This is a genomic window from Faecalimonas nexilis (assembly GCF_059731825.1).
This window is the reverse complement of sequence record NZ_AP029189.1, coordinates 170817-185547: the sequence shown is the minus strand read 5'-3', so window position 1 is coordinate 185547 and position 14731 is coordinate 170817. Positions and strand designations below refer to the sequence as shown.

The window sequence follows — 14731 nt, the reverse complement described above, 5'->3', positions numbered from 1 at the left end:
GTATTTAATTCATTTTTATTACAAATGTTACGTATTTGTTACATCTTTCAAACACAAGTGATATCCTAACATCTATTTGCCAACCTGTCAACCCCTAAAAAGAAAAAAAGGTTTATCGCCTTTGGCGATAAACCTCAAACATCAATATTGATGCGGCAATTGCCGCATTGAGCGATTCTACTTTTCCCTGCATCGGAATCTGAACCCAGACATCCGCTTTTTCTGCCACTTCATCTCTCAGTCCATTTCCCTCATTTCCAATGAGAATTGCTGTCCCTGACTGATAATTCTCCTTGTCATAAGTATTTTTTCCCTTAAGATGCGCCGCATAAGTTGTGACCTTTTTCTTTTGAAATTTATCCAAAAGCGCCAACAGATCATCCACATACACAAACGGCACACGATAAATCGATCCCATTGTAGAGCGAATTGTCTTCGGATTATAAATATCCACACAGTCATTGCTCATAAAAACGGCCGTCACTCCGGCTCCTTCCGCTGTCCTGACAATCGTCCCTAAATTCCCCGGATCCTGTAGGTTATCCAGCACGATAAAGTGCGGATTTTCCTTGGAAATCAGATCCTCTATCTCGTATTTTCGCTGCTTTACAACACATAATATCCCCTGCGGTGTCTTTGTGTCAGACACATGTTGAAATACCTTGTCCGCTAACACTTCCACTGGGAATCTCTCCAAATGTAATTCTTCTTTCTTCTTATTATAAAGTGATTCAGAAACATATACTTTTTTTACTTGATCTTGCGGCACTTCCATGAACATCCGAAGTCCTTCTACAATAAATACCTGTTCCTCATTTCTCACCTTACTTTTCTTTTGTAACTGCAATAAATTTTTTACTTGTGGATTGCTTGTACTTGTAATCATATTCCCTATTCCTTTTTCAACTTTTGTAACGCTTCATTCGAACCGATCAATATCACGATTAGATTCTTATTAAACGGCCGCTGCGGATTAATTGTAACATCTACAACACCATTTTCAATAGTTCCTACTACATTAATTCCGTATTTTTCACGAATTTGAAGGTCAACAAGCCTTTTCCCAATCCATTCATCCGGAATTTCTATTTCCACCAGACTGTAATCCGGCGACAGCTCTATCCAGTCAGCAAAATTACCTGACACCATCGTTCTTGCAATACGGCGCCCCATCTCCTTTTCCGGATGGACGACAGCATCTGCTCCCACTTTTTTTAATACGGTCGCATGAAGGCTGCTCTGTGCTTTTGCAAGTACATATGGTATTCCAATCTCCTTTGCCATGATCGTAGCCATAATACTTGTTCCAAAGTTTTCAGAGATTGCAATCACTGCGCCATCCAAATTTCTTGCTCCCAGTGATTTTATCACTTCCGGGTCCTCAATATTGGCGCACATTGCATATGATACCTTGTCTGCGATTTCCTGAATTTTTTCCATGGAATTGTCCACCACAATCACTTCACATCCCAGATTTTCCAATCCGAGCGCAAGATGCTTCCCAAAATTTCCCAAACCAAATACTGCATATTGTTTTCTCATATTCTGCTCCTATCCAACCATGATTCTCTTTTCCGGTAATTCTCTTGTGAACTCTTTCGGGTTTTTCTTTCCCCCAAATACCAATGCAATTGTAATCGGACCGATACGTCCCACATACATTAAACTCATCACCACAAGTTTACTCCCAAATCCAAGACTTGGTGTAAGATTTGCCGAAAGCCCCACTGTACCAATTGCTGATACTGCCTCATATAACAGATCCAAGAAATCCTTCCCCGGTTCAAATATCGTAAGCATTGTCACTCCCGCCGTCAGAAACAGAAGTGCAAGCATTACCACTGCAAAGCCCGTCCTAAAATTCTCCACCGGAATTCTTCTGCCAAAACACTCTGTATCACGTCTCCCATAGACAACCGTCATACATGTCAAAATGAGCATTGCCGCAGTCGTAGTCTTGATACCGCCGGCCGTTCCTGCAGGAGATCCTCCAATGAACATTAAAATACACGACAAGAACTTACTTCCTGCCGTCAATCCATCCTGACTTACCGTTGCAAATCCCGCTGTCCTCGTGGATACCGAATGAAATGCCGATGCCATGATCTTTTCTCCGAATGATAGATTCCCTATTGTCTTCGCATTGTCATATTCCAATGCAAACACAAACACGGTTCCTGTTATAATCAGCAAAACTGTCATCGTAATCGCCAGCTTCGAATGAAGAGATAATCTGGTAAAAAATTTACTCCACACAAGTTTTTTCGCTTTTACTTTCTTAAAATTTCCAATCAGGTCATTCCATACTGTAAAACCGATTCCTCCGGCTATAATCAACATCATTGTCGTCAGATTGATAACCGGATTACGAACATACTGCGTAAAGCTTCCATCTCCTAAAATATCAATTCCTGCATTACAAAACGCCGAGACAGAATGAAATATTGCATATGCAATCCCCTTCAGCGCTCCAAATTCAGGTACAAACACAACTGCAAAAAGAAGCGCGCCGATTCCTTCTACTAAAAAAGTACCTTTGATAATCTTTAGTACAAACGCCACAATTCCGGACAGTGTATTCAGATTATAGCTCTCCTGAATAATCACCCGCTCCCGCACTGTGATTTTTCTTTTTAAGATAATAAAAAAACCAGTCACACACGCGATTACACCCAGTCCACCGATTTGAATCAAAATCAAAAGAATGACTTTTCCAAATACCGTAAACTGTACCGCCGGCACAACTGTTACAAGTCCGGTTACACAGACTGCGCTTGTTGCCGTAAAAAGCGCATCTATAAAACGAATCGGCTGTGTATTAGAAATCGGCAATGTTAATAAAATCCCACCAAGGAAAATGGTCGCGATAAATCCCATTGCCAATAACTGCATCGTGCTGAACCTGATTTTTTTAAGCGATGAATATTCCATAGCGTTCCCTTCTTAATTATACTTTAAATCGGTATCCAACGCCCCATATAGTCTCGATATACTGTGGTTTCGACGTATCAAATTCTATCTTCTCACGGATCTTTTTAATGTGAACCGTAACTGTTGCAATGTCTCCAATCGATTCCATATCCCATATCTCGCTGAATAATTCATCTTTTGTATATACATGATTTGGGTGTGAAGCCAAAAATGTAAGCAGATCAAATTCTTTTGTCGTAAAAGGCTTCTCCTCACCATTCACCCACACACGTCTCGCCGTCGTATCAATCTTCAGTCCACGAATCTCGATCACCTTGTTTTCTTCTGCTGCGCTTCCAATCAAACGGTCATAACGTGCCATATGCGCCTTCACACGGGCAACTAACTCACTAGGGCTAAACGGCTTTGTGATATAATCGTCTGCTCCAAGACCAAGTCCTCGGATTTTGTCAATGTCATCCTTTTTTGCCGAAACCATAATAATCGGCGTATTTTTTTCATCTCGAACCTGTCTGCAGATCTCAAATCCATCTACTCCCGGAAGCATCAAATCCAAAATAAACAGATCATAATCATTTTCCAATGCTTTCTTTAAACCTGTCTCTCCATCATTTGCAACCTCAACTTCAAAACCACTCAACTCTAAATAATCTTTTTCTAAGTCAGCAATTGCCTCCTCATCTTCTACAATCAATATTTTACTCATTTACTGGTACCTCCTGATATTTTCTAATAACAAAGTACATTACGGTTCCGGTGCCTTCCTTGCTCGTAGCCCAGATTTTTCCGCCATGCTCTTCCACAATTTTTTTCACAATCGAAAGACCGATTCCACTTCCTCCCTTAGAGGAATTTCTAGATGCATCTGTCCGATAAAACCGGTCAAAAATATGCGGCAGCTCTTTTGCCCCAATTCCTTTTCCGTTATCTTCCAGCTCAATCTGAACGAAATCTCCCACATCTTTCACGCGAAGATTGATCTTTCCATGTTCTTTATCCATATATTTTTCTGAATTGGACACAATATTATTAATGACACGCTTTAACTGCTCCACATCCGCAATGATCTTTACATCACTTTCCACATAATTAAAATAGCCAAACTCAATGCCCCTTGCCTCTAGTTCCATAGCAAGATCTTCTGCACAATCATCAAAATAATCATTTACAAGAACTGTGCTGAAATTGTAAGGTATACGGTTAGAGTCAATCTTCGAGTACAACGTCAGCTCATTGATCAAAAGATCCATCTCATTTGCCTTGTTATAAATCGTCTTAATATAGCGATCCATCTTCTCCGGCGTATCTGCCACACCGTCCATGATTCCTTCTACATAACCTTTAATCGCTGTGATTGGGGTCTTCAAATCATGGGAAATGTTGCTGATAAGTTCCTTACTTTTCCTGTCATACTCTACTTTTTCTTCCGCCGTATCTTTCAGACGTTTTCTCATCTCTTCAAAATCACGGCAAAGTTGTCCAATCTCGTCATCTGCCTCAATCTCCAGCTCAAAATCTAAATTTCCATCCTTGATATTTTGCGTGGCAATCTTCATTCTTCCAAGCGGTATCACAATTCCACGATAAATCCAAAGAATCAAAAACAATGCTGTGAACATCAGGATAAATACAACCGCAATCACCATGTCAGTTATAAGCTGTTTCACTTCAGGCACAGAATCACTCACATCCGTCACAATAAAGGCACTTCCCTGTGCCCCATCCTGATACTCAAAATCAATCTGCTTTACAAGTACCTGAAGGTCACCTCCAAGATAGACGCCGCTCTCCGAAGATGAATCATAGTCTCCATATGCCGGAAGCTCTTGTAAAAGCTCTGTCTCTGCCTCTGCTCCTATATAGACCACTTTGTCATCGCGCCTTACAACCAAATACGAGTTTTTCTTTGTCAGTTCTTCATTGATTTTTTCCAAATATGTGATATCTGTCAGTGTCTCCGGCGCTGTCTTTGCCGTTTTTACTAACTTGTGAAATGTCGCTGACGTGACTTTATTTAACATATTGACCGGATTTGAAAAGCTCTTATATGTCGTTCCTGTAATATTATAATTCTTCTCGATCATCGATATCTGATACTGACTGAAACCAGTAATGACAGCAAGGGACAATCCCATCGGCAATACTATAATGATTAAAAATGCTATCACCAATCTCGTTTTTAACTTCAATAAACACACATCCTTTTCTACAATTAGTAGTATTATACCATGTGACAAAATGTAATACACCAAAGAACCACTAAATATTTATAAATTTTTTGTAAATTTATACAAAAAAATCAGATGCACACTCATTTTAAGTATTTGCATCTGACTTTTTCTTATTTTTTGAAATCTTTCTACAAGTAAGCTTTCAAAGTTTCTACTTTATCTAATTTTTCCCAAGGTAAATCCAGATCATGACGTCCAAAATGTCCGTAAGCTGCTGTCTGCTTGTAAATCGGGCGACGGAGGTCTAACATCTTGATAATGCCAGCCGGTCTTAAATCAAAGTTCTCTCTTACGATATCTACTAATTTTTCCTCTGAAAGTTTTCCTGTTCCAAATGTATCAATCATAATTGATGTCGGCTGAGCCACACCGATTGCGTATGACAGCTGAATTTCACACTTGTCTGCCAAACCTGCTGCAACGATATTCTTTGCTACATAACGTGCCGCATATGCCGCAGAACGGTCAACTTTTGTGCAGTCTTTTCCAGAGAATGCTCCGCCACCGTGACGAGCCATTCCGCCGTATGTGTCAACAATAATCTTACGTCCTGTGACACCGCTGTCTCCGTTTGGTCCACCGATTACAAAACGTCCTGTTGGATTGATAAAGAATTTTGTATTCTCATCTACCATTTCCGCAGGTAAAATCTCGTCAAAAATATATTTTTTCACGTCTGCATGAATCTGCTCCTGTGTCACTTCCGGATCATGCTGTGTCGATAACACAACTGCATCCAGTCTGGCAGGAACACCATTTTCATCATATTCCACTGTTACCTGTGTCTTTCCATCCGGGCGAAGATAAGGAAGTGTTCCATCTTTACGCACTTTTGTAAGTCTCAGTGCAAGCTTGTGTGCCAATGCGATCGGATATGGCATAAATTCTTCTGTCTCATTGGATGCATATCCAAACATCATTCCTTGATCTCCGGCACCGATTGCCTCAATTTCTTCATCTGACATCTTATTTTCTTTTGCTTCCAAAGCCTTGTCTACACCAAGTGCAATATCAGCTGACTGCTCGTCAATTGCAGTTACCACACCACATGTATGCGCATCAAATCCGTATTTTGCTCTGTTGTATCCAATCTCATCGATTGTCTCTCTTACTAATTTTTGAATATCCACATATGCATTTGTTGTGATCTCTCCCATAACCAACACAAGACCTGTTGTAATTGCTGTCTCACAAGCTACACGGCTCATCGGATCCTGCTCTAACAGTGCGTCTAAGACCGCATCTGAAATCTGGTCACAAATCTTATCCGGATGTCCTTCTGTTACTGATTCTGATGTAAATAATAATCTTTCCATTCGTTCTTTCCTTTCTTTATTTCTTTCTTTCTTTCTCTTTAAGGATTGTCCTGCTTCTTCCCTAATTAACTAAAAACAGCCCGACAAAATCGGACTGTTTTATATTCTCATAAACCAATCCTCTTATTGTTCGATTACTCGCTCAGGTTGGCACCTTCCGTTCCCGGGGTTGCCGTGGCTTCATAGATCCTTTTACCTCCACCACTCTGAATAAGAGAAAGTTCGCATTATTTAATTTGTTCCGTTGATGATAATAACACTTCTAAATACTGCCGTCAAGCACTTTTTCTATTTACCTATTTGTTTGATAAAGTTTATTACTAATACCAAAGAAAAAAAGCCTCAGAAATATGAAATTCCTAGACTTTTTGACAGGCGCCAACCAGATTTGAACTGGTGATAGAGGTGTTGCAGACCTTTGCCTTACCACTTGGCTATGGCGCCATATATTTTCTTTCTAATATATTGTATTCTAATAACAAAAAAATTATAACAAAATATTTATTCTCAGTCAATATTTTTTATTTATCAGAAAGTAAATTTCTGTTCATTAGATTACAAAATTAGTACTATACAGCACCAAATACCCTCAAAATAACCATATAAAGAGATTCGAATCTTTCTCTCTACATGGTCATTTCTGGCAGTATTTTGGTTTTATTTTGATGTTACTTGATAAAGCTTACATGCTTACAAATTTCTTTAATTGCTTTCTCTTTTCTTTCATTGAAAACAACTTTATTTTCTTCAAACAAATTTCGTCCATCTGTATCAATGGATACAATCAGAGGACCAAATTCTTTTACACGGCAGTGCCATAACGTTTCCGGCATTCCCAGATCTCTCCATTGTGCATCTATAATTTTTTCCACCTCTGAAGCAGCTACCACTGCATTTCCGGCAGGGAACACACAATGGATTGCCTTATAGTTTTTACATGCATACTCCGTGTTTGTACCCATGCCTCCTTTTCCGATAATCACTTTCACACCGGTCTGTTTCACAAATTCTTTTTCGAATTTCTCCATACGCATGCTGGTTGTCGGACCAACAGATACCATTTCGAACTTGTCCTCCGCAAGAGGACGGATAATCGGTCCTGCATGAAAGATTGCAGCGTCCTTTACATTTACAGGAAGTTCTCTTCCTCCCTCAACAAGCCGTCTGTGTGCCACATCACGACAGGTTGTCATACTTCCGTTCAGATAAATAATATCTCCGATATGGATATCTGCCAGATCCTCAGCCGATATCGGTGTTGTTAAAATTTTCTTTCCATCTTTGATTTCCAACATTATAAAGTCACCCCCGAATGTGTTGTGATCGTGTAATTGAGATCTTTGTCAAAAATAATGTGCCCACGTCTGTGAGACCAGCAGCCAACATTCACGGCGACACCGATTGTAGATGGATGTCTTGCTGTGTTTTCAATATGTACACCCATTACGGAATACTTGCCGCCCATTCCCTGAGGTCCGAGTCCAATTGCATTGATTCCGTCTTCAAGCAACTTTTCCATCTCTGCCGCACGCTCATTCTCATTATGACTTCCCAGCGGTCTCATCAATGCCTTTTTAGAAAGCAGTGCTGCTGTCTCAACAGATGTTGCCACACCGACACCGACCAAAAGCGGAGGACATGCATTCAGACCATAAGAAGTCATGACATCCATTACAAATTTCGTAACTCCTTCGTAGCCCTCTCCCGGCATCAGCACCATGGCTTTCCCCGGAAGTGTGCATCCTCCGCCTGCCATGTACGTATAAATCTCGCACCGATCACTGTTTGGTATAATATCCCAGAATACTGTCGGTGTTCCTTTGCCAACATTTTTGCCTGTATTGTACTCGTCAAATGTTTCCACGCTGTTATGACGAAGAGGTGCTTCCACTGTCGATTTTATAACAGCTTCTTTTAAAAGTGTCTCTAATTCCCCGATCAGCGGGAAATTTGTTCCACATTTTACCCAAAACTGCAATACACCCGTATCCTGACAGCTTGGTCTGTTCAATTCTTTTGCCAGTACCTGATTTTTCTTCATTGTCTCGTAAATGACTTTTGAAAGCGGACTGTCCTCTTTTTCTGCCAGTTCATCCAGCTTTGCAATAATATCATCCGGCAGCACTTTTGCGATATATGACACAAAATTTGCCATATAATCCGTAAGCTGCTCTACTTGTTCTTTCTTACTCATGTTTCTGCCTCCTCTGATTTTTTGCATCTATATCAGATGCTGTTTATTTTCACAATTATAATCATCCTTTTATGGAAAGAATGGAAATGCAATCGTGAGGATAATCATACTCACAACCGTTGCTATGATAATCAATGGAAATCCTGCTTTTACAAAATCCATAAAGCGGTAACCTCCGACTCCCACAACCATAGTATTTGCCGGCATTCCGATCGGAGTTGCATAAGCACAGGAACCTCCGATTACACATGCCATCAATACTGCTCTCGGATCTGCTTCGATTCTCTGTGCAATCGACAGACAGATCGGAACCATCAATGCTGTCGTCGCTGTGTTTGACATAAAATTTGTCATCACACAACACAGAAGAAATACGACCAGCGTCAGAATATATGGAGACGGATCGCTTCCAAGTGCTCCAATTACTTTTTCTGCGATCATCTCTCCCGCTCCGGTCTTTTCAAGTGCCGCTGCCAGAGATAAAGTTCCTCCAAACAAGAAAATTGTTTTCAAGTCAATAGATTTCAATGCATCTTTTTCTGAAATCACACCGGTCAATATCAAAAGCAAAGCACCGATTCCACCTGAAACACAAAGACTGATTCCTATCTTTTCTTCAAAGATCATAGCCAGTAAAGTCAGTATCAGAATGATCAATGACATCCACTGCTTCCATTTAGGTACCTGATCAAAATCTCTTTTTGTATCGAACGCCTCCTCTTCTTTCGGATCACATTCCGGAAGTAATTTATATCCTATGGTTGCATAAAATAAAATTCCTGCAATCAGAATCGGCATCAGTAATTTTGATCTTTTGTATCCTGATTTTGCTGCAATTCCTATAACTACCGGAATTAATACCGCTGCAGTACCTGTATTTGAAAGTACTCCACTCATCAAACCTACAATTACCATAATTGCTACAATCAGCATACGTTCTGTTTTTGCAAATCTGGTTACAATTCCCCCAATTTTATTTGCCATTCCTGTTTCAAATAATGCTCCTCCTACAATGAACATCGCTACGAACAGTATCACATTACTGTCAGTAAATCCTGCAAATGCGGTCTGCACATCCAGTACATCTGTAATGGTCAGTCCGATACAGACGATCATTGATGTTACCCCAAGCGGTATTTTTTCAATAACAAACATAATCACCGCAAACAAGAGAAACAAAAGAGTTATTGTTGACGGACTCCTTTGTTTTCCTCCAATCCTTTTTTTATTCACATCACAGCGCTGTTTGCTATAGCTTTATTATAGAGGTCGTATAGATGCTTGTACATTTACTTAAAATGATACCTCCATTAAAAAAATTATGATATGTTGTATATTTGAGCATTTCTCACAAAAATTATGATATAATCAAAATAATCACGGATTAAAACCAGAAGAATTTTAGACATAATTACTATAATAAAATTTTTAATATTTTAGAAAATTAAGAAGAAATGGGGTCACTACCAATGAAAATCATTCAATTAGAATACTTTTCTGCCGTTTGTCGTTATCACAGTATTACACAAGCTGCACAAAAGCTTTATGTCACACAGCCTGCAATCTCAAACGCAATTCGAGAACTGGAAAAGGAATTTTCTATCAGTTTGTTTAGCCGTACAAAAAATCATATGGTTTTGACAAAAGAAGGGGAAGAATTTTACCAAAAAGCAAGTGTACTTCTTAACAATATTCATGAGACGACCTCAGAGCTTTATGACCTTGGAAAGCAGATTACCCCCATCCGAATCGGCATTCCTCCTCTTTTGAGTACAGTCTTTTTCCCTGATATGCTGACTGCTTTTTATAAAAAATATCCAAATATCCCCGTTGAGCTTTTTGAATACGGCTCTGTACGTGCCGCCAATCTGGTTTTAGATGATGTATTGGATCTGGCGCTCGTCAATCTGAATTTTTATGAGACTAATAAATTAAATTCTTGTCAGCTTCTTTCTGACAAGCTAATGTTCTGTATCTCCAAGAGTCATCCTCTCGCGAAAGAAAAAAGTATATCAATTGAAATGTTAAAAGATGAGCCTCTAATCATGTACAATACCGATTCCGTTCAAAACCATACGTTGCTTTCACTTTTTGATACAATCAAAGTAAAGCCTCATGTAATTTTAAATGCCAGCCAACTCTATACAATTCAGGCATTTGTCCGTGAGAATCTAGGAGGAGCTATTCTCTACTCTTCGCTCTTCAAAAATATGAACGACGTCAAGGGAATACCAATCGCTCCTACAATCTCACAGGAAATCGGTCTCGTATGGCAAAAGGGCAAATATCTAAACAGCCGCACTGAACAATTTATTGCTTTTACAAAAGAATTTATGGAAAGTCAAAAATAAACCTTCTGCTTCTAAAGTCAATTGTTACAATGAAACTGTCCACCTGCAAAACAAATTACAAAACTAATTTTCTGACTGAAGTGCGTCAAATCCAGTCTCTCTCGTTCTGATCTTCAGCGCACTTCGAATTTCATAGCTGAATATTTTTCCATCCCCCACTTCTCCCGTATACGCCGCTTTCTGAATTGCCTCAATAGTCTTTTTCTCCCATTCCTCAGAAGATACTACAATCTCAAATTTGATTTTGGGAAGCATCATAACATCTACCTCCATTCCACGCACAACGCTTTTATATCCTCGCTGAGAACCGCAGCCCATAACCTGCGACACAGTAATTCCGTTTACCTGAATAGCGTTCAATGCTTCTTTTACATCCTCAAGCTTTTCTTCCCGAACGATTGCTTCTATTTTAATCAACATAATCTGCTCTCCTTCCTTAATCCAATCCATTGAAAGACGGATATGCATTTTCACCATGCTGGGAAATATCTAATCCTACTTTTTCCTCTTTTTCGCTTACTCGAAGCGGTGTAAAAATTTTTACAATTGCCGTACAGATTAATGTACCCAAAACTGCAATCACAATTGTAATCAAAATTCCAATTATCTGTGCACGAAACAGACGAAAATCACCGAATGCTAAGCCATCCCACTTGGCCACGCTGTTAATAGAACTTTTTGCAAAAATTCCGGTTGCAAGTCCGCCCCAAATTCCTCCTATTCCATGACACCCAAAGGCATCAAGCGCATCATCTATTTTTACCCGCTCCTTAATAAAGCCAACTCCAAAATAACAGATTGGACTAACGAGTGCTCCAATAATAAATGAAGACCAAATCGGTACAAACCCGGCTCCCGGTGTAATTGCAACAAGCCCAACCACAAGACCGGTAGAAGCTCCAACCAGTGTTGGTTTTCCTTCTTTCAGAACATCAATCAACATCCAGGACAGTAATGCGGTCGCTGCAGATACCGCAGATGTCATAAATGCATGTGCAGCCAGCCCATTTGCTCCGAGTGCACTTCCTGCATTGAATCCAAACCATCCAAACCATAAAATCGATGCCCCAAGGACAACAAACGGAATATTGTGAATCCGGTAAGTCGTATGTTCATATCCTCTTCGTTTTCCAATTAAAACAGCAAGAACCAGTGCACTGATTCCGGAACTTATATGGACCACGTCTCCGCCGGCAAAATCTACTGAACCGATTTCAGCCAGCAAACCGCCCTCACCCCACACCATATGTGCCAGCGGATAGTAAACAATAACCGACCAAAATATTACAAAGAAAAACAACGCCTTAAATTTCATTCTCCCTACAAGTGCACCCGTAATCAATGCCGGCGTAATCATCGCAAACATCATCTGAAATGCCGCAAACACCAAATGCGGAATTTTTTCAGAATATGGGCCCGTTTCCATACCAATATCTGAAAAAGCAAACCATCTAAAATCGCCGATTATACCTGCATGATTTCCACCAAATGCGAGTGAATACCCAAATAAAACCCACATGACAACCGAAATCCCCATAATAGCCACACATGCCATCATCGTGTTCCCTACATTTTTACGTCTGACTAACCCGCCATAAAAAAATGCTAAACCTGGTGTCATAAAGAAAACCAATGCTGTCGAAATCATAACAAATGCTGTGTCTCCTGTATTCATAACCACTCCTCCTTCAAAATCCTTTCCATGCTCCTGGCATCTTCTTTGAAGGAGACATTCTCTCCGACAAAGCAGGTGTGCCTCTTTGCACGGAGTTTCTGTTACATCTATACAATAAAAAAAGTGTCTAGAAATCTTCTAAACACCTTTGTTGGAATAAAGTATAACATACTTTAAATTAACAGACAATAGTCAATATTAACTATCTTTCCTCTGATTCTTCTACGATTTTCAAAAAATCTGCTTCTTCCTGCTTTGGTTTCGGAATAAATTTGTTTGCAATTCTTCCCTTTCCACGCTTTTTCACATAAAAAAATCCAATAATTGAAAATACAACCGCTCCAATAAAATTCACAAATAGATCTTTCATTGTATCCAAAAGCCCAATATCCAAATAACCACCAAGTCCAAGCTCTTTTCCATTTACTATCACGCTGTTAATATCTCCAATATGAATCACTTGATTACCGCCCGTTGGATCAAGCATCACTGTATTGATACTGTTTACAATCGTATCCTTCTGTGTGTCCATCCCGAAAAATAAATCCATACCGCACTCAAAAAATTCCCACATCACACCAATTGTCATTGAAAAACAAAATGCTACCACTGCCATGTAAAGCGGTGACAAATTGAACTTTGCTCTCTCATCCCGATTAAGAATATCTACTAACGAAAAACCAATTGCGGCTGCTAAAAATCCATTCAAAGTATGAAGCATTGTATCCCAATTGGGAACGCGCGTATAATATGCACCGATCTCCCCCAAAATTTCTGCCGAAAATATAAACAGTAAAATAATAATCTCCAATGTCGTCGGAAGTTCAATCTTTAACTCTACTTGGAGAAAGCTCGGAACAATCAACAGCAATAAAGTCAATACACAGTAAAACACATCTTCGTAATTCCTGTTTAAAATCTGTAGAATCATCACCAGGATTACCAATGCTCGAAGTACCATATACACCACAAAAGAACTTTTATGTTCTTTTATTTCCATCTTTAATGCTTTCCAGCGAATTCTCAACTTTTGTCTCATCTTTCGTCCTCTTTCTTTCATTTTACCTACTTATCTTACCTCTTTCTCTACAATTCTTCAACCTTTTAATTGTTAACCATTATTTATATATAGTTGACAATTAACCTTGTATAACGTATACTTAATTAAAAATGTATTTATTTACAATAATCTTATGGAGGAAACTTATATGCAAAAAACCAACTTTAAAACACTGGATCTATGTATGATTGGTGTAGTTACTGCCGTCATCGTTATTATGGCGCAAATATCCATTCCAATGCCTCTTGGTGTTCCAATGACCATGCAAACCTTTGCCATCACACTAGCCGGAATTATACTCGGCTCTAAAAAAGGAGCTGTAGCTTCTCTCATCTATGTGCTGCTTGGAGCAGTTGGTGTTCCCGTATTCGCGAACTTTAGCGGTGGATATCAACTTTTGGTTGGCCCAACCGGTGGTTTTATCATCTCATTTCCAATTATGGCGTTCATTATCGGACTTGGCGTTGAGTACAAAAATCGTTTTAAAGGCTGTTTTACTTTTTGTCTGATTCTCGGAACATGCATTAATTATCTTTTTGGTGTTGTTATGTTCTGTATCATCATGCACAGCACCGTTTGGGTTGCACTCACAGCTTGTGTGCTTCCATTTATTCCTACTGCTATTTTAAAAGCCATCTTGGCAAGTATACTTGGATTAAATCTAAGAAAGAGAGTCCCGGGATTATCCTAGGGCTCTCCTTTATTATGCAAGCATTTTTCATTACATAGAACAAAATTCTCACAATAAAAAATATCGAAAGCTTTAAACTTTCGATATATTTTAAAGGCGCCAACCAGATTTGAACTGGTGATAGAGGTGTTGCAGACCTTTGCCTTACCACTTGGCTATGGCGCCATATCTAATTGTAACCACAAGAACATATCCTGTGGCTTAAGTGACTCCTACGGGAATCGAACCCGTGTTACCGCCGTGAAAGGGCGATGTCTTAACCGCTTGACCAAGGAGCCAAAA

General features: G+C 39.5%; 14 protein-coding genes, 3 tRNA genes and 1 riboswitch. Of the genes, 2 read left to right on the top strand and 15 right to left on the bottom strand.

The features are described from left to right. Window positions 1–112: 112 nt before the first annotated feature. From AC6I5B_RS00900 to AC6I5B_RS00855, 10 genes are all read right to left on the bottom strand, one after another. Window positions 113–886: a TrmH family RNA methyltransferase gene (locus AC6I5B_RS00900; RefSeq protein WP_022250735.1), complete on the bottom strand. Its 774-nt coding sequence runs from the start codon at window positions 884–886 to the stop codon at window positions 113–115. Window positions 887–891: 5 nt separating this feature from the next. Next, on the bottom strand, window positions 892–1542 hold the full coding sequence (locus tag AC6I5B_RS00895; protein WP_004611485.1) for a potassium channel family protein: 651 nt from the start codon (window positions 1540–1542) through the stop codon (window positions 892–894). A 9-nt stretch (window positions 1543–1551) separates the two neighbouring features. After that, window positions 1552–2931 (bottom strand): TrkH family potassium uptake protein, encoded by a 1380-nt coding sequence (locus AC6I5B_RS00890; protein WP_044986690.1) that lies wholly within the window; start codon window positions 2929–2931, stop codon window positions 1552–1554. Window positions 2932–2947: 16 nt separating this feature from the next. Next, window positions 2948–3637, bottom strand: a complete 690-nt coding sequence (locus AC6I5B_RS00885) for a response regulator transcription factor (RefSeq protein WP_004611483.1) — start codon at window positions 3635–3637, stop codon at window positions 2948–2950. After that, a complete protein-coding gene (locus AC6I5B_RS00880) occupies window positions 3630–5120 on the bottom strand; it encodes a sensor histidine kinase (RefSeq protein ID WP_022250737.1) in 1491 nt (496 codons plus the stop codon). The genes AC6I5B_RS00885 and AC6I5B_RS00880 overlap by 8 nt, the downstream gene beginning before the upstream one ends. 170 nt (window positions 5121–5290) lie before the next feature. After that, window positions 5291–6478: a methionine adenosyltransferase gene (gene metK, locus AC6I5B_RS00875; RefSeq protein WP_004611481.1), complete on the bottom strand. Its 1188-nt coding sequence runs from the start codon at window positions 6476–6478 to the stop codon at window positions 5291–5293. Window positions 6479–6598: 120 nt separating this feature from the next. Next, window positions 6599–6695: riboswitch (SAM riboswitch) on the bottom strand. A 156-nt stretch (window positions 6696–6851) separates the two neighbouring features. Beyond that, window positions 6852–6922, bottom strand: a tRNA-Cys gene (locus tag AC6I5B_RS00870). Between the two features lie 224 nt (window positions 6923–7146). Then, complete coding sequence (gene ttdB / locus AC6I5B_RS00865; RefSeq protein WP_022250738.1) at window positions 7147–7773, bottom strand: L(+)-tartrate dehydratase subunit beta; 627 nt, start codon at window positions 7771–7773, stop codon at window positions 7147–7149. Beyond that, window positions 7773–8672 (bottom strand): L(+)-tartrate dehydratase subunit alpha, encoded by a 900-nt coding sequence (ttdA, locus tag AC6I5B_RS00860; protein WP_044986688.1) that lies wholly within the window; start codon window positions 8670–8672, stop codon window positions 7773–7775. The genes ttdB and ttdA overlap by 1 nt, the downstream gene beginning before the upstream one ends. A 69-nt stretch (window positions 8673–8741) precedes the next feature. Beyond that, window positions 8742–9827, bottom strand: coding sequence for an SLC13 family permease (locus tag AC6I5B_RS00855; protein WP_044986859.1), 1086 nt, complete (start codon window positions 9825–9827; stop codon window positions 8742–8744). 314 nt (window positions 9828–10141) lie between these two features. Here AC6I5B_RS00855 and AC6I5B_RS00850 point away from each other — a divergent pair, with 314 nt between their 5' ends. Further along, window positions 10142–11023, top strand: coding sequence for a LysR family transcriptional regulator (locus AC6I5B_RS00850; RefSeq protein WP_044986685.1), 882 nt, complete (start codon window positions 10142–10144; stop codon window positions 11021–11023). A 63-nt stretch (window positions 11024–11086) separates the two neighbouring features. Here the strand turns inward: AC6I5B_RS00850 and AC6I5B_RS00845 are convergent, their stop codons facing one another. The 3 genes from AC6I5B_RS00845 to AC6I5B_RS00835 form a co-directional block, all read right to left on the bottom strand. Further along, window positions 11087–11443: a P-II family nitrogen regulator gene (locus AC6I5B_RS00845; RefSeq protein WP_083382982.1), complete on the bottom strand. Its 357-nt coding sequence runs from the start codon at window positions 11441–11443 to the stop codon at window positions 11087–11089. Between the two features lie 16 nt (window positions 11444–11459). Beyond that, window positions 11460–12698, bottom strand: a complete 1239-nt coding sequence (locus tag AC6I5B_RS00840; protein WP_173691605.1) for an ammonium transporter — start codon at window positions 12696–12698, stop codon at window positions 11460–11462. A gap of 202 nt (window positions 12699–12900) precedes the next feature. Further along, window positions 12901–13737, bottom strand: a complete 837-nt coding sequence (locus tag AC6I5B_RS00835) for a DUF2238 domain-containing protein (protein ID WP_022249827.1) — start codon at window positions 13735–13737, stop codon at window positions 12901–12903. A 169-nt stretch (window positions 13738–13906) separates the two neighbouring features. Here AC6I5B_RS00835 and AC6I5B_RS00830 point away from each other — a divergent pair, with 169 nt between their 5' ends. Continuing rightward, on the top strand, window positions 13907–14449 hold the full coding sequence (locus tag AC6I5B_RS00830) for a biotin transporter BioY (protein ID WP_022249828.1): 543 nt from the start codon (window positions 13907–13909) through the stop codon (window positions 14447–14449). 94 nt (window positions 14450–14543) lie between these two features. Here the strand turns inward: AC6I5B_RS00830 and AC6I5B_RS00825 are convergent. Beyond that, a tRNA-Cys gene (locus AC6I5B_RS00825) sits at window positions 14544–14614 on the bottom strand. Window positions 14615–14655: 41 nt separating this feature from the next. After that, window positions 14656–14727 (bottom strand) — tRNA-Glu (locus AC6I5B_RS00820). Window positions 14728–14731 lie beyond the last annotated feature (4 nt).